Source organism: Polyangium sp. 15x6 (assembly GCF_029960785.1).
Taxonomy (GTDB): Bacteria; Myxococcota_A; Polyangia; order Polyangiales; family Polyangiaceae; genus Polyangium.
The window spans coordinates 1-16,336 of record NZ_JASBQE010000168.1 but is presented as its reverse complement, the minus strand read 5'-3'; the positions used below and the strand labels follow the sequence as shown (position 1 = coordinate 16,336).

Genomic DNA, 16,336 nt, shown 5'->3' with positions numbered 1-16,336 from the left:
GGTGGCTCTGGTACGGGGTATGCCGAGCCGGCTGGCACGGTTTTCCCGGACCACGTGGCGCGGGATGTATCCGTATGAAATGCACGGTGTTGGGGTCGCGATCGGGGGCTCGTAGATCCACGGGCTGTTAGGGAACGGATTCGTGCCATCGTTGGAGCAACGTTGGACGAGCTTGTCCTCCGGTGGGGGAGCACGTGCCGTCGAGGGAGGCGGGGTTCGTCGCCGCGCTCGGCGGCTCCCAGCGCATCCCACCGCGCCGTGGGCGGAGATGCAGCATCCCGGTGCAACTGGCGAGCGCGCGGCGGTGGGGATGAGTGGGCCTACCGCCTTTTCCTCACGGTGACCGTCACCTCCTGCGCCTCTGGCGACGTCTTCGCCAGCTTCCGCGACACCAGCGACGAGGAACTGGACGCTGGGATCGCGATTGGAGTGGCGTAGATCCACGGCTGTTAGGCCAAGGGACATCGCGAGCCAGATAATGGCGGGGTACTGCATCGGCGCTCCTCTGTCGCGATGCTCCACATCACGACGCGTCGACCACTACCCCGCAGCGTGAGTCGAACCGTAGTGGTGTCGCTTCGACTGAGCCAAGCTGGTGAGGGGTATCCGAGGCCGCTCGGTCTTGGCGTTCCTCGTGGGTGGGGACCTCAATCCGGACCGCGGCCCTGCACGTCAGGCGCGCCGGACGCGCCGTCGCCATGCGAGGAGGAGCCCGAGCGCCAGCACTGGCAGCGCGAACGAGTTCCCTGTTTTCGGCGCCGTCCGGCATCCGCAGCCACCGTCCTCGGAGGTACCGCCGCCGCCCGTGCCGGTGGCATCGGTCCCGCCTGCGCCACCCGTGCCGGTAGCATCGCCCCCGCCTGCGCCGCCCATGCCGCCTGCGCCGCCCATGCCGCCTGCGCCGCCCATGCCTCCTGCGCCGCCTGCGTCGCCCATGCCTCCTGCGCCGCCCGTGCCGCCTGCGCCGCCCATGCCTCCTGCGCCGCCCATGCCTCCTGCGCCGCCTGCGCCGTCCACACAGGCGCCGCCCTCGCACACGCCGTTCGCGCAGGGGGTACCATTTTCTGCAAAGTCGTCTGCTGGGCAATCCACGCTTTGCCCGTCACAGGACTCGGCCACGTCGCACGCGCCCGCCGAGGCGCGGCAAGCTGTGCCTGCCGAGAGCGGCGCGCACGTCCCGTCCACCGCCGCGCCCGCCGACACGCTGCACGCCTGGCAGTCGCCCATCGCGCCTCCGCCGCATGCCGTGTCGCAGCAGACCCCATCGACGCAGAAGCTGCTCGCGCATTCGGCATCGGTCATGCAGGGACTGCCCAGGCTCGCCCCCACGAGGAAGACGTAGGCTGAGCCGGACTCCGTGCCCTTGTCGTCGTTCCCAAATGCCCCCACGAGCGCCGTATTCCCCGAGAACGCCACCGACCCGCAGCAATTGTCACCCGCCGCTCCGTCGTTCGCCAGGAGCTTTACCTGCTGCGTCCAGGCCGCGCCGCTCCGCACGAACACGTAGGCCGAGCCGGAATCCGTGCCCTTGTCATCGTCGTAATTCGCTCCCACGAGCGCCATGTCCCCCGAGAGCGCGACCGCCACGCCGAATCCGTCGTTCGCCGCTCCGTCGTTCGCCAGGAGCTTCGCCTGCTGGGCCCAGGCTCCAGAGCTCCGCACGAACACGTAGGCCGAGCCGGATCTGTTGCCCTTGTCGTCGTCGTGATTCGCACCCACGAGCGCCGTGTCCCCCGAGAGCGCGACCGACGCGCCAAACCAATTGCCAAATCCCCCGTCGTTCGCCAGGAGCTTCGCCTCCTGGGTCCAAGCCGTGCCGTTCCGCACGAACACGTAGGCCGAGCCGGAATCCGTGCCCTTGTCATCGTCGGTGTATGCCCCCACGAGCGCCGTGTCCCCCGAGACCGCGACAGCTTCACCAAAGAAGTCTGTTGCTTCTCCGTCATTCGCCAGGAGCTTCGCCTGCTGGGCCCAGGCTCCAGAGCTGCGCACGAACACGTAGGCCGAACCGGACTCCGCGCCCTTGTCATCGTCGAACGTCGCCCCGATGAGCGCCGTGTCCCCCGAAAGCGCGACCTTCCGGCCGAAAATGTCGCCCTCCGCCCCGTCGTTCGCCAGGAGCTTCGCCTCCTGGGTCCAAATGCCGGAGCTGCGCACGAACACGTAGGCCGAGCCGGAACTCGTGCCGTTGTCGTCGTCGCCGTACGCCCCCACGAGCGCCGTATCGCCCGAGAGCGCGACCGAAAAGCCGAACCGGTTTTCCGCCGCCCCGTCGTTCGCCAAGAGCTTCGCCTGCTGGGTCCAGGCTCCAGAGCTCCGCACGAACACGTAGGCCGAGCCGGAACTCGTGCCGTTGTCGTCGTCGTGGTACGCCCCCACGAGCGCCGTGTCCCCCGAGAGCGCGACCGACATGCCCAGAAAGTCGTTCGCCGCCCCGTCGGCTGCCAAGAGCTTCGCCTGCTGGGTCGCGATCAGCGGATCGATCTCCACCGGATACACCGCCCCCGCGTCGTCGACGTGAATCGCGACTCCCCCCGGCTCGAGCGACAACCACGCCCAAAGCTCCTTGCCCGCCGCGTCCTTCACGTACAGGTCGGTATACCCGAGCGCCGCGCGGCCCTCCCCGTCCCGGAGCCAAAGCGCCTCCCCGCGACCGTCGCCATTCTCGTCCACGAGCTCGGCCCGCAGATCCCCTGCCAGCTCGATGGCGACGACCTTCGTCCCGGTGCACGAGGGAGCCGACCGAAGGACGAACCCTTGCTCGAGCCCCAGCGGCCCGTTCACGTACCATTCTTCCAGGCCATCGCGCCCCTGACGAATTCGGTTGCCCTCCACCACGGGCTCCGCCCCGTCGAGCTCCGACACCCGGCCCTCGCAGCCCAGGGCCGTGGTGCGCATCCCGAACGTCCACGCGCCGTCGTGCGACGCGAGTGACACCCCCGAGCCATCGAGCGTCGTCGCGAACGCTTGCGCCGCGTTGTCTGCGCGCACGAGGCCCGGCCCCAGCACCACGGCGGCATAACGCGGGGGGGCTTCTCGCTGCATGGCCGCGATGTAGGCGGCGCGCAGGTCCCTCGGCATGGGCCCGGTGCCCCCCCTCGGCAGCGGCGCAGGAGCGCTCGCCGACGCGTTCACGCCCTCGCCGGGCGCGGTATCGGCGCCACAAGCGGCCATCATGGCGAGCAGGGCCGGGGCGAGCGCGTGGCGCAGCCATTTTCCGGAGCCTCGTTGTTCAGTGTTCATTTTAAGTCCTCTCCTATTCTTGGTTCGTGCTGGCATCGCACGACGCGGGTGCCTGAATTCTAGAGCAGGACCTCCGGCCCTCGACACTTTCCCCTTTGTTCGCGTTCACCATCCTCGGTGAGATGGCGACGCGCATTCAGGTTGCCCCGAGGATGAGCCCCAACAGCGGCGCTCGCAGGCGCTCGTCGCCGTGGCACTCGCGATATCTGTTCGCATTTTCGAAGAGGGGACGCGGCGGCCTTGATGAGTCGTCGGGGGTGGTTTACGGGATCACCTTGCGGCAATGAAACTCCGCGACACCGGAGAAGCCACCAGCCAAGCCCCTCCCGGCCTCCTTGCGCATTGCTGCGACGCGCTGGAGGGGGCGCGCCGGGCGGCGGTTGGCGGCGACGGGGGCGGCGGCTGAAGGAAGTGAGGTTTGTCCCTTCCCCTCCCGGGTTTGTCTGTGTACCCTCCGCCCTCATGGCAGAACCGCCCCCTCCGGCGCCGACGCGCAAGCCCTCCGCCGCGTCGGCCGACGATCGAGGAGCTACCGTGCAAGCCGCACCTCGAGGGAGACCCCGAGCCCCCAATCCCGCATGCGTGGGAAGGCGGTCCGGGAAAGCGTGCATGAGTGCGACTCCCGCGCCGATCTGCGCGGAAGCTGCGGGTAAGGTGTGTGTGCCAACGCCTCCCAGCTTCTCCGCTTGTTTGTTTCGCGAAGGGGATCACCCCTGTCCGGAGGGCTGGGGCGGGCGAGAGACAGCTCCTCTATCGGCATGTAGAGGACAACCGGACCTGCGCGGAGTGCCACGGGCGTCAGGGAAGTACCCCGATGACGCAATCCCGTACTCGTTCACTCTGGAGCGCACACGAGCTCCTGCGGGAGCATGCCGGGGAACTCATCGGCGAAGTTGACAACGTCCTTCGTTAGCTGCCGATATGATGCCTGTTGCCAATGGCCTTCATAGCGAACCAGCGTATCATCGCATCGCTCGATGAGCTACTCGATGTCCAGAGTCGGCCTCTCCGGTTCGCGCCATGAAGCGACCAGGTGCGCGCGGATTTCGTGAGTCCATGATTCTTCTTTTTTAGACAAGGGCATTGGGCCTCCCCACGGGCTCGGGAGCCCTGAATGATACGCCGAGAACGCTGCGGCTGCGTGCGACAAAACAATTGCGCCCCTCAGAACGCGTACAAGAGCGAGCCGCCGCCGGTCGCGACGGGAATCTGGTGCTCCCAAGGCGAGGGCCCGAAGAAATCCAGGCGGGCGCCAATGAGCGGTAGCGCGACCTCGACGTCCACGCGTGCCATCAGGTGTGACGAGAGCGGAAATTCCACCGCGGTGCGCGCTCCCGCGCCGAAGAAACCACCAGCGCCTCGCCAAGCATAGTCCCTGCTCGACACCACCGTACCCACGGTCCCACCGGTGACCAACAGGCAACCGAGGAGCGGCGCGCGCTTGAAGCAGCCGGCTCCCGTCAGGGCGAACGTGTGGATGTCGACATCGCTCAGCCCCGCGCGAACTGCACGCCCCCCGCGAGACGGAGACCCGGTCCCCATTCCGGCGAGGCTCCACGGGAGCTCGTCGCACCTAGAGCCACGAAACCGCGCATGGGAGGCGTAGCTGGCGGCTTTGGCGGCGGGCACGCCGGGCAGGCCGGGGCCGGGGCAGGCTTGGGCGGCGCGGGCTCGGGCAGCGTAGGCTCGAGCGGAGGCGACGCGGCAGGCTCCTCCTCCGCCTCTGGCCGTGTGCGGCTTCACGTTTCGGGCCCCTCGACCAGAAATCTTCGGGGGGTCGGTCGATTTTTTCGTGATGGGAGGCTTCTCGTGCCCTTTACCTTCGTGGGACCAGTCAACGCGAGCAGGAGTGGCGCACCGGGCCGAGGCTCGGGGACGAGGCGTACATCGACGGCCTCGTGCACCTCGTCCTGTCGCGCCAGCGCGAGGACGGGGACGGCACATCCTGTGCGACATTTCCTTCTCGGGCACCCTCATGCCCGCGCTGCGTCGCTTGGACGAGGAGGGCACGATCGACCTCCTGCCGGCCCACGGGGACGTCGACCGCAACACCCCTTCCGAGCTCCGGGCCCCTCCGACGCGCATCCGCCTCCGGGTGCTGATTTGAGCCGACGGAGCCGGGCCATGCCACATCGGCGGAAACGTCTCCTCTGCTCGTCGAGATCGACGCGCGAATCCGGGACATCCGAGGCTTCGGTTTGTCCTGGGTCGGGGTGGATGTCCACGCCAAACTGTTCGACCGAGGGCATCGCCGGTCCATCGAGATCACCGGAGCTTCACGGCCGGAAGGTCGTCCCCCATCTCGCCGGGGTCGTCGCCGCGATCGAACGTATCCTCGAGGCCGAGCTGACCAAAATCATTTTGTCCCCAGCATTTGACCGTCGCGTCGTCGAGGATCACGCAGGCGAACCTGCCGCCCACCGCGATCTTCCTGGCTTTCCGGCCGGCGCCGAGATCGATCGCGGGGAGCGCGTCGCCCATCTCGCCCGGCGCTTTGCCGCGGTTCAGTTTGTCGCCCAGGCCAAGCTGGCCCCGATCGTTTTCCCCCCAGCATTTGACCGATCCGTCATTCAAGATCGCGCACGAACAAGGGCCGCCCGTCGCGACTCGCGTGGCCGTCTTGCCGCTGCCGAGATCGACGAATGGCAGGTTGTCCCCCATCTCCCCCGGCCCGTCCCCCCGGAATGCCGCGTCGCCCAGCCCGAGCGCACCGACGACGTTCAGCCCCCAGCATTTCACCTTTCCGCCCGTCAGGAGCACGCAGGAATGACCAAACGCCGTCGAAATCGAGAGGACCGCGCCCGCGTTACCGAGGACCGTCGGGGGCAAAGCGTCCCCCATTTCACCCATCTCGTCTCCCCGCTGCGTGGTATCGCCTTGGCCGAGCTGTCCCCAGATGTTCTTCCCCCAGCACTTCACGGTACCATCGTCCAGGATCGCGCACTGGAAGCTGTGTCCACCCGCGATTTGCTGGGCGAATCGGCCCGTTCCGAGCGCGACCGGGGGGAGGGCGTCGCCCATTTCGCTGGGCTGGTCGCCCCGGATCATCGTATCCCCCAGGCCGAGCTCACCGCTCGCGTTGTACCCCCAGCACTTGAGGGTGTCGTCGTCCAGGATCGCGCAGGTTTGGGCAAAGCCGCTGCCGATCGCCTTCGCCGTCCGGCCCGCGCCGAGGTCCAGGGGGGGTAGAATGTCCCCCATCTCGCCCGGCTCGTCCCCACGGGGCAATGTATCGCCTAGACCCACCTGACCCGCCCCGCCCCCGCCCCAGCACTTGACGGTCTGGTCGTCGAGCAGCGCGCAGGTGTGCACGGTGCCGGGGGCCATCGAGAGGATGGTGCGACCCTCGCCGAGCCCGAGAAACGGGAGGTTGTTCCCCATCTCGTTCGGATTGTCGCCTCGCCTCTGCTTGTCCCCCAGGCCGAGCTGACCATTCTCGTTCGCGCCCCAGCACTTCGCTCGGCCATTCGCGAAGAGCACGCACATGGTGACGCCGCCCGCGAAGAGCTCCACCGGCGCCGCGAGGCAATCGGGCTGGCACGTCTCCGTCGCCGTGGGGCTGCCGTCGTCGCACTCCTCGACCCCTTGTCGGACGAACCCATCCCCGCACACGGCGAGCTGGCAAGACGACGTGCACGCATCGGTGTCGATCGTGTTTCCGTCGTCGCACGCCTCCACGCCGATCTGGAGCAGCCCATCGCCGCAGGTGGCCATCTGGCATTGGGCGGTGCACGCGTCGCTGTCGAGCAGATTCCCGTCGTCGCACGCCTCGCCGCCCTGCACGATGCCATCGCCGCAGCCCGGCACCACGCACGTCGTCGTGCACGTGTCGCTTTCGTCCGTGTTCCCGTCGTCGCAGACCTCCGCGTTCGACACGACGCCGTCGCCGCAGACGCAGTCGAGGCCCTCCTCGTCGATGCGACCGTCGCAATCGTCGTCCACACCGCCCGAGCTGCAGACCTCGGGTGCAGGCAAGGTTTGCCCCAGGCATTCTCCGTACCCCGTCCCTTCCGGGATGCAGAGCTGCTTTCCGCGCTTGCAGGGCGTGTTCCCCAGCGCCGCCTCCGGCCCGCCGAAGCAATCGCCGATCGTGCCGGGGACACACACGCAGCCGAGCCCGGATTCATTCACGGCTCCGTCACAATCCTCGTCGAAGATCGACAGGCATGTCTCCTCCTTCGGCAAGACCTCCCCCAGGCAAGGCCCGATCGGCTTCGCGTCCTCGTCACAGGCCTGCTTCCCGTCGACGCATACCCCGACGCCGCGCACCGCGGCTGGCCCGGTGTAACAGGGCGCGAACGAGAGCCGCGCGTGCGTGGGCGTGCTCCCGACGCAATGGTCGAACGTGCATGGATTGGCGTCGTTCGGGGCGTCCGCTTCGACGGGCACGAGCCGCTTCCGGCCCTCCCCGTCGCACTGCACCTCCACGCAGTCGCCCGCGACCTGCGTCGCGAGTGGCGTGCCCGCGGGTTTGTCGGCGTAGACGCAACGCTCCTCGACGCACGCCGCGGTCCGACATTCGGGCTCCGGCACGGAGCAGTCGTCCACGGTGACGCACGCGTCCGGATAGGGTTTTCCTTCACGGATCCCGGCGACCTGATTGCAGGCGACCCAGCCGCCCAGGAGGAACGCGAGGGTGACGATGGAGGCGCCGCCGCGGAGCTTCCGTGCCTCGGAACAACGTAACTTCACCCGTGAAAGTGACACATGAGACCACGCGCCCTGTCAAGGGGTCGCGCGGCACGCGCTCGCCGGATCAGAATGCGCCTCGCACCCGTACGCCGGTCGGAAGGAGCTCGAGCGTCGCGTCCATCCCGGCCCGCGGGCTCTTCTCCTCGCTCCCCTTCCGTTTCGACGCCGGCGCCGTCGCGAAGAGCACGACCCCGCCGAGGAGCACGGCCCCACCGACCGCGAGCGCCGCCGTCGAGCCATTGCCCAGCCCCACCGCCTCGCTTCGCAGCGCGAGCCCGGCGCGTTTGCAGTAATCGCCTGCGTCGCAGAGGCCCGCGTTGCTCTCGTCGTTCTTCTGAATCGCGAGCCCGCCCAGCACACCGCCCACGACGAGCCCCGCGGCCCCCACGCCCATTGCGGCGATGCCAAGCGGACGTTGCCATGGCCTCTCGGCTGCGAAGTTCTGGATCACCACCGTCGACGCCGCGCGCCTCCGCTCCTCGGCCGCGCTCGCGCGCAGATCGATCGCGGGAGCCTCGATGCGCACCGAGATGGCCTCACCGTCCTTCGCGACCTCGATCGACCGTGTCCACGTCTCGTACCCGGGCGCCGTGACCACGATTTCGTGCCGCCCGACGTCCACGGGCAGCGCCGTCCCCCATTGCGCTTCCCCCAGCGCCACGCCGCCGCGCGTGATCGTGACCTGCGGGATCTTGCGGACCGCGTCCGGCACTTCGATCGTCAGCCTCGCGAGGCGCCCCTTGAGCGCTTCCGCCTTCGCCGCCGCTCGCGCGGCGCGGTCCTTTTGCCCCGCGCGCTCCGCGAGGGATCGCGCTACCGCATAGTGCGACCAGGCGCTCGCCAGCTTGCCGCTCTCCTCGTAACACTCGGCGAGCGTGAGTTTGGCGCCGATACCCTCGGGCACGAGCCTCACCGCCTCCGCGAGCTTGGGGCATGCCGTCGCGTAATCCTGGGCGTCCATCGCGGCGACGGCCTCGTCGTAAAGCGCCTGCGCGGCGGCGATCTTCTCGGCGTCGCTCGGCTCCGCGCGCGCGGCCGGCGCGACGAGCAGCGCGCCGCAGAGGGCCGCAAGAAACCGTGTGTCGGGGGCGGGCCGACCTATCTTCACGGGCGAGAGGACACACGACAACATGCTTCCTGTCAAGGGATCCAGCGGCTATGGTACCCCCATGCGTCCCATCGTCACGCCGGGCGAAACCTTGCTGGGCAAGTACCGCGTCGAACGGGTCCTCGGCCAGGGGGGGATGGGCATGGTCGTGGCGGCGCGACACGAGGGCCTCGGGGAGCTCGTCGCCATCAAACTCATGCTCGGGCCCGAAGACGCCGGCCGCGCGCAGCAGGCGAGGGACCGATTCCTCCGCGAGGCACGTAATGCGGCGCGCCTCAAGAGCGAGCACGTCGCGAAGGTCTACGACGTCGGTCAGCTCGACGATGGCAGGCCGTACATGGTCATGGAGTACCTCGAAGGTCGAGACCTCGCCGACGTGATCGAGCGGCGCGGCCCGCTCCCCGTCACGGAGGCGGCCGGCCTCGTGCTCCAGGCCTGCGATGCCCTCATGGAGGCGCACGGGCTCGGCATCGTCCACCGCGATCTCAAGCCCTCGAACATGTTTCTGATCCGGAGGCCGAACGGAAAACCTTGCCTCAAGCTCCTCGATTTCGGCATCTCCAAGCGTATGGCCGCGGAGTCGCAATCGCTCACGGCGAGCGGCGCCCTGCTCGGCTCGCCGCTCTACATGTCCCCCGAGCAGGTCTCGGACGCGAAAGCCGTTGGATCTCGAAGTGATATCTGGGCCATGGGCGTCGTCCTCTACCAGCTCACGACCGGGCGGGTCCCATTCGAGGGCGAATGGATCGGGCAGGTCGTGCATGCGATCATGCTGCAGGAGCCCACGCTCCCGAGCCAGATCCGGCCCGAGCTCCCCGGCGAGCTCGACGTGATCGTCGGCCGTTGCCTGTGCAAGAACCCCGAGGAGCGATATGCGACCATGGGCGAGTTCGCCGCCGCCTTGCGCTCGCTCCTTCGCGTGAACAGCATGCTCTCGCCGCTCTCCGATCTGCTCGGCGAGCGTGAAGACGCGTCGTTTCGGGCCGTGTCGGCGGAGCTCGCCGCGGCCCCCACCGCCCCGGCGTTCGCGGAATCCAACCAGCAAGCCCTTCCTCACGAGGCGCCACCCACGGCCTCGGTCGCGACGCTCTCCGAGTCGCCGGAGAAGCTCGCGGAGCTCATGCCGGCGATCGGGACCGCGAGCGTCGAGCCTCCCTCGAAGGTGAGCGTGGCGCCCGAAAAGGTCGCACCCGCGCGGGCGTACGAGGGATCCGCTTCCACGCAATCGCCCCTGAGCAGGACCATGTCGGAAGTCGCACCTGCGCCTCCACGGCACGCGTCTCCCCCGTGGGTCGCAGTCGCGGTCGGCTGCGCAGCCCTCATCGGAATCGGGCTTTACGTGTTTCAAGGCAAACCCGGCATCCCGGCCCCGAGCGGCGCCGGCGTCGAACCCGAGTCGGGCACGACGAGCTCCCCCCTCGCCGCGTCGAGCATGCCCCCGCCCGCGCCGCCAGAGGACCCCTCGCCAGGCACGAAAGCGGTACCAACCGCGTCCGTGGCGCCGCCGCCGGCCGCGCCGCCGCCCGAGCCCACGAGCGCTCCCCGCGCGGCGGCGACCTCGACATCCAGCACCAGGCCGAAGGCGACGAGCGCGCCGTCTACGACCGTGTCGCCGGCCCCCGCGCCCACGACGAAGCCGACCGGCAAATCACACGAGGGCCTCTTCTGAGGCTCGAACGTCCCGCGCGTAGCCGTCACGCCTCCGAAGAGCTCTTTTTTGCGCGGGGGATCCCGTACGCATCCATCCACCGGGTGAGCTGGCGCTCGTGGACACCGAGCAGCCGCGCCGCCTCCCCCTGCACGCGGTTGGTTCTGGCCAGCGCAGCCTCGATGGCCTCTCGCGTCGGGCGCTTCGAAGAGCTCCGCTGCGGCTCGCCCGACGGCGGATCCGCGGGCGGCGCGTCCGCGGCGGAGCCCTCGGCCCGCGCAGAGGCCCGGCTCGCCGCGCGCGCGGCCACGACGCTCAGGTGCTGCACGTCGATCGGACCGTCGCCCATCAGCACGGCCGCGCTCGACAGGGCTCGCTCGAGCTCGCGGATGTTCCCGGGCAATTCGCCGAAGAAGAGCGCGCGCGCCGCCCGCTTCGTGATCGAGACGCTCGGCAAGCCCGTCTTGCCGAGGATGTCGGCGACCAGAAACCCGAGATCCTCCCGCCGTCTTCGCAGCGGCGGCAGGAGCGCGACGTACCCGGCGAGCCGCGCCCGGAGATCCGCCCGGAACCGGCTGTCCTCGGAGAAGAGCGCCTCATTTGTCGCGGCGACCCAGCGTACGTCCACCTTCTGCGCGCGCTCGCCGCCCACCGGCGTCACCTCGCGCTCCTGGATCACGCGTAGCAGGCTCGCCTGGGCGCTCTCCGGGAGATTGCCGAGCTCGTCCAGAAAAACCGTGCCCCCTTCGGCGCTGCGGATGCGGCCTCTTCGCTCCTCGAGCGCGCCGCTGAATGCCCCGCGGCGGTGGCCGAAGAGCTCTCCCTCGACGAGGTGATCCGGGATCGCGCCGCAGTCGACCGCCACGAACGGGCCTGCGCGACCGCTCTTTTCGTGCACGAATCGCGCGGCGATCTCCTTGCCCGCGCCCGTCTCGGCGAGCAAGAGGAGCGGCTGGTCGGTCCGTGCGATGCGCTCGAGATCCGTCGACATGCTCACGAGCTCGGGGCACAAGGTGCGCGTCGGGCCGTGCTGGATCCCATGGGGGAGCGAGGCCATGCGCACCGCCACGCGTGGCTCGACCAGGCGATACACGAGGAGCGAGTGGCCGATCTCGAGGAGGTCTCCATCGATGAGGGCCCGCGGCCCCTCGATGCGCTCGCCGTTCACGAACGTCCCGAGCTTGCTGCCGAGGTCCTCGATCACGTCGGCGCCGCGGCGGCGGACGAGGCGCGCGTGGGCGCGTGACACGAAGGGATCGGGCAGGAGCAGCGTGCTGCCCGCGAGCGCCGCGGGCCGGACCTCCGGGGCGCGCCCCAACTCGTATTTCGCGCCCTCGCGGAGGATCGGGGGCAACAACATCGAATCGGCCGCGAGGAGATCGTCGTAACGCAGCACGAAGACGAGCAGGCCGACGGTCTTCTGCTGGACCGAATGTTCCTGTTCCGTTTGGGTCGTGAGCAGAGGCCGAGCCATGCGCAGGGCTGGATCCTAGGCGAGGCTCCCGGCGCGCTGCAAGCGTGGCCTCGCCGCGTGTCCGGACACCTCGCCGCGATGTCCGGACAACGCCGAGTCATGCGCCGCGCCCGCGTCGCCGATTTTCGAGCAATATCGAAGGCTCGCGTCGTGGCATGAGCGTTGCGATGGCGTCCTCCCGAGGCGCGCGACGGAGAGTCCGGCGCGCCGAACCCATAACGCCAAACCCAAGCGGAGGCTCCCATGACGTTCTCGAATTCCCTCTTCGGCCTGACCCTCGCGTTCCTCTCCTGTGCTTCGATGGGCTGCGCCGTCGATTCGATGGATCCCGAGATGACCGACGATGACGCCGCCTTCGCGATCGACGACGAGGACGTCGCCGAGGCCGAGTCCGAGCTCGGCGTCGAGTGCAAGGTCCAGCCCTTCGGCGACTCGCTCACGGCGGGCATCGGCGGGATCGACGGATACCGCGGCCAGCTCGTCTTGTTTCCCCCTGCCGTGGGGGCCCCGATCCGGATGGCGGGCCTCTCGGGCGATTATTCGTCGTACAACCTCTGGGCGGCGGGCCAGCACCTGCACTCCGGGTACCCGGGGTTCCGCGTCGATCAGCTCACGCCGTGGATCCAGACCAATTACGTCGGCGCGAACGTCATCCTCGTGCACGCCGGAACGAACGACCTCCTGCAGGGGCAAGGTCACCTCAATGCGGCGTACGATCTCGACATCATGGTCCGCTGGCTCATCGCGTTCAACCCGACGGCGCGGATCCTCGTGGCGAAGATCATCCCGCTCGCGGGGGTGTACGCCCCACTCAACGCCGAGGTGAATGCGTACAATGTCTACGTCGACGGGATCGTCTCGACGCTGAAGGCGCAAGGTTATGTGAAGGTCGACGTGGTCGACATGAACACCGGCTTCCCGACGGCGACGCTCGCCGCCGACGGCATCCACCCGGACGCCTATGGTTATGCCTGGATGGCGGACAAATGGCGGCAGAAGCTCAACGCGCTCGGGTGCTTCTGACCGATCGCCAGGCGCCGGGCGTCCGCCTCCGGGCGCTGGTTCGAGCGGGGGAGGCCGGGCATGCCACGCCGGCAAGTCACGTCTCCCCTGCTCGTCGAGATTGGCGCGCGCATCCGGGATATCCGCCTCGAGCAAGGGATGCCGCTGGACCAGCTCGCCAACCAAGAGGAGCGGCGTCGCGAAGGGGGCGGGTCACCATCACGGTCGCGACGTGTCTGAAGGGTCGCGGCGGCGCTGTGGGTCAGCGCGGCGGAGCTGTTGCCTGAGCCGGAGGAGAAGCGGGGAACCGGCGCGTAAGCCCATCTCTTTGGCGGCCAACAATGAACGGCTCAGCCTGCTCCGTTCTGTTGCCCCACTGTTGCCCCAACCCCCCCTCTCTTCCTGCCCTCTCCCGTCGCATCCTGTCGCGCTCTGCCCACCCCCTCGCGATCGCAGATCTGGCTGAGATGAGCCTGTTTTGTGTCTCTTCTCAGGGAGTTGCGAGAGAGGCGTTCAGAGCACCGAATGCATTTCCTAAACCGAAGGTCGCAGGTCCGATTCCTGCCGGGGGTGCCAGTAAAATCAAGAGGTTACACGCGTCAGGAAACCGCTGGCTCTCCCGCGTGCCAAATCTCTGCCAAATCTCACGCGTGGCCCTCGGCGGGTAGCGGCGGCACCCCGCCAACCAGCGCTTCTCCGGGGAGCGTGAGCATGCGCACTGCTCTCCAGAGGTCCGGCGCCCACGCCCGGACAGAGGACCCCCGGGCCGGCCCCTTCAACCGGCACTGGTTCGGGTCCCTCCGTCCCTCCCTGCGTCGCCGCATCATGCAGGGGGCTGCTCGCCCGGCCGCCCGCCCGCCCATCGCCCCGCCGTCCCAGGAGACCAGGAGCTAGAACAGAGCGGGCCGTCCCAGCTCGCTCCGCAGACCGGCCCGGATGTGGCCGCTGTCACCTCGGCAAGAACTCGTGCCCGGTGCTCTTGCCCTCGAACACGCGGATGTACCGTTCGGTCGTCTGCACGTCCGCGTGCCCAAGCCAGACGCTCACCTGCTTGAGCGACGCCCCGTTCGCGTGCACGGCGCTCGCCCAGGCGCGCCGCAGATCGTGCATGGAGAACTGCGGCAGCCCGGCCGCCTTCCGGATCCGCTGGATCTCCTTCCACACCGACTTATCGTCTAGCGCGATCGCCTCCCGCACGGCGACGAGCGCGAGCGCTGCCGCGGCGGTCTTCGCCGAGATCGGGATCTCGCGATAGCGATACCCCTTCGTCGTCCAGTTCTTCTTGGGCGTGATCGTGAGGATACCGCGCCGCGCGTCCACGTCGCTCGCCTCGAAGTGCCGCGCTTCATCGATGCGGATCGCGCTCCCAGCCGTCACGCGGAAGAGCGCGGCGTACCCGGGCTTCGCCATCTCGTCGGCCTTCTCGAGGAACGCGTCGATCTGCGACGGCGACAGCGTCGTCGCATTCGGCTTCGGCCGCGGCTCGCGCAGCTTCAGCTCGGCGAACTCCTCCTGCTTGAACGGGTTTTGTTCAATGAGGCCCTCGCGCTTGGCGTACGCGTACATGCGCCGTACGGCCGTCAGCGCCCGGTTGATCGTCGCTGCACCGTTGCCGGCGTCCGTCCTACTTCGGACAAACGAGGACATCACCTTGAAGGTGACCTCGTCCGCGCGACGGATCTTCCGATCTTCGGCCCATTCGATGAACTTGAGGACGCGGTGCGCGTACGAGGCCGCCGTTTTCTTCGTGTGTCGCGGCGGTTGACAATGCTGGATAAACGTCATGCCGAGCTCACTCAGGAGCGGCGCTGGAGCTTCCGAAGGGCCTCTCGCAGCTCCGCCGCGCTTTGCGGCAGGGTCGCGTCGTGCCTGGGCGACGAGTTCGTCGAGCCGTCGCTGGGCCTCGACTCGGTCGGCGGTCCCGAGCGCGACCTCGCGGCCCTCGATCCAGCCGGTCCAGAGCTTCTTCTTGCCTCGGCGTCGGAGGAGATGCGGCTGGCCGAGGATGTACTTGCGTTTCGCCATGCGGGGTCTCGGAACGAGGCTCCAATGCGGGAAGCCTCGAGCAGGCGCGTCACGCTTTCGGCGTCGACGCGGACTTGTCGGCTGACGCGGTAGGCGACGAGCGCGCCGGCCTTGATCAGGCGGCGCACCGTCCGCGTGGACACGCCGAGAACGGCGGCCACCTCTGCTACTGGGAAAAGGTTCGGGAGGCCTTCCGTGGGCGCGGTGGCCCGTCCAGGCTTCTTATCCCTTGGGGGCGCCTTGTTCTGCGCGCGGCCAGGATCGGTCTGCGCGGATAAGCCCGGGCCGAGTTCGAGTGCCTGTGGGTCCAGCGGACGGTCTGGTGCTGACGCGCGATGCGAAGACATCCCAGCCGCCTCCAGTGGCGGCATCATTCTGGACGTTCTAGGCTTCGCACATGGGCAGCACTTGCCATCCCGATCCGGAGCTCACGGCCGCCCTGGCAGCGCTCGAAGAGGACGAGCAGGAACGCAACGAGGAGGCAATCCGCAGCGTTCGCGAGCGCCTCACAACGCGGTTCAAGGCCGAGGATGACCGAGGTGTGCTTGAAACGCTGCGCCCTCGTGAGATCGCCCGCGTCCTTGCAGGGGAGATCGACGACGGGCTCCATCTCTTCGAGCTTGCCCGGGCCCGTGGGCACTTCATGGAACTCGGCCGGAAGCTCCGCCCCTTCTACAACGCGTTCGTGGCCGAGCGATTGAAAGCGAAGCGAGGGACAAAGCGCTACGTGCCGGACGAGGAGACGTTGCGCGCCCGCTTTGGCGATGACTGGGCGCTCGTGCGGGATGCGTGGCCGGCCGTCGCGTTCCTCGTAAAGGTGCTTGAACTACGCGAGTACACGTTGATGCCGCCGGAGGAGAAGGCCGCGCGAGAGGAGGCGTATTGGATCGAGGCGGAAGTCTTCCTGACGCTTCTCCATCCGAACCAGCCGGTAAAGCCCGATGTGCAGGCATTCGTGGAGCGCGTCATCTCCGCCATGAGCAAAAAGCGAGATGAACTGCTCGTATACGAGACCCTTAACACTACTGCGGGACCTTCATCCACCTCTGCGCGGGCTCGAGCGGGTCCTGGGTGGGGTTGTGTCGTTTGTTTCTTACTTTGTCCTCCAAATCTTGCGCCCGGTTTGCCCAGGTACTTGAAAGGT

Annotated in this window: 9 protein-coding genes and 1 pseudogene; 3 read left to right on the top strand and 7 right to left on the bottom strand. The window is 68.4% G+C overall.

Annotated features, from left to right (window positions below; genetic code table 11):
* Nucleotides 1–672: 672 nt before the first annotated feature.
* The 4 genes from QHF83_RS51050 to QHF83_RS51035 all read right to left on the bottom strand — a co-directional run bounded on the left by QHF83_RS51050 (nucleotide 673) and on the right by QHF83_RS51035 (nucleotide 9,067).
* Entirely contained in the window at nucleotides 673–3,243 is a 2,571-nt protein-coding gene (locus tag QHF83_RS51050; protein ID WP_282425459.1) for an MYXO-CTERM sorting domain-containing protein, read from the bottom strand.
* A 1,164-nt stretch (nucleotides 3,244–4,407) separates the two neighbouring features.
* Nucleotides 4,408–4,536 carry a hypothetical protein gene (locus QHF83_RS51045; RefSeq protein WP_282425458.1) on the bottom strand — a complete coding sequence of 43 codons (129 nt, stop codon included), beginning with the start codon at nucleotides 4,534–4,536 and terminating at the stop codon, nucleotides 4,408–4,410.
* A 972-nt stretch (nucleotides 4,537–5,508) separates the two neighbouring features.
* On the bottom strand, nucleotides 5,509–7,935 hold the full coding sequence (locus QHF83_RS51040; RefSeq protein ID WP_282425457.1) for a DUF4215 domain-containing protein: 2,427 nt from the start codon (nucleotides 7,933–7,935) through the stop codon (nucleotides 5,509–5,511).
* 64 nt (nucleotides 7,936–7,999) lie between these two features.
* On the bottom strand, nucleotides 8,000–9,067 hold the full coding sequence (locus tag QHF83_RS51035; protein ID WP_282425456.1) for a PEGA domain-containing protein: 1,068 nt from the start codon (nucleotides 9,065–9,067) through the stop codon (nucleotides 8,000–8,002).
* 37 nt (nucleotides 9,068–9,104) lie between these two features.
* Here QHF83_RS51035 and QHF83_RS51030 point away from each other — a divergent pair, with 37 nt between their 5' ends.
* The gene (locus QHF83_RS51030; RefSeq protein ID WP_282425455.1) at nucleotides 9,105–10,712 is read left to right on the top strand and encodes a serine/threonine-protein kinase; all 1,608 of its coding nucleotides are present in this window, start codon (nucleotides 9,105–9,107) and stop codon (nucleotides 10,710–10,712) included.
* A gap of 25 nt (nucleotides 10,713–10,737) precedes the next feature.
* On the opposite strand, the gene QHF83_RS51025 is transcribed toward QHF83_RS51030, so the two are convergent.
* The gene (locus QHF83_RS51025; RefSeq protein WP_282425454.1) at nucleotides 10,738–12,165 is read right to left on the bottom strand and encodes a sigma 54-interacting transcriptional regulator; all 1,428 of its coding nucleotides are present in this window, start codon (nucleotides 12,163–12,165) and stop codon (nucleotides 10,738–10,740) included.
* Nucleotides 12,166–12,408: 243 nt separating this feature from the next.
* On the opposite strand from QHF83_RS51025, the gene QHF83_RS51020 reads away from it, so the two are divergent.
* Complete coding sequence (locus QHF83_RS51020; RefSeq protein WP_282425453.1) at nucleotides 12,409–13,188, top strand: GDSL-type esterase/lipase family protein; 780 nt, start codon at nucleotides 12,409–12,411, stop codon at nucleotides 13,186–13,188.
* Between the two features lie 927 nt (nucleotides 13,189–14,115).
* Here the strand turns inward: QHF83_RS51020 and QHF83_RS51015 are convergent.
* Both QHF83_RS51015 and QHF83_RS53655 read right to left on the bottom strand, forming a co-directional pair.
* Nucleotides 14,116–15,192, bottom strand: coding sequence for a tyrosine-type recombinase/integrase (locus tag QHF83_RS51015; RefSeq protein WP_282425452.1), 1,077 nt, complete (start codon nucleotides 15,190–15,192; stop codon nucleotides 14,116–14,118).
* A gap of 41 nt (nucleotides 15,193–15,233) precedes the next feature.
* Nucleotides 15,234–15,539 (bottom strand): annotated as a pseudogene (locus QHF83_RS53655) (helix-turn-helix domain-containing protein); the annotation flags it as partial.
* A gap of 50 nt (nucleotides 15,540–15,589) precedes the next feature.
* Between QHF83_RS53655 and QHF83_RS51010 the strand changes: the two are divergent.
* Nucleotides 15,590–16,336: hypothetical protein (locus tag QHF83_RS51010; protein WP_282425451.1), on the top strand; the 747-nt coding region annotated here is incomplete at its 3' end.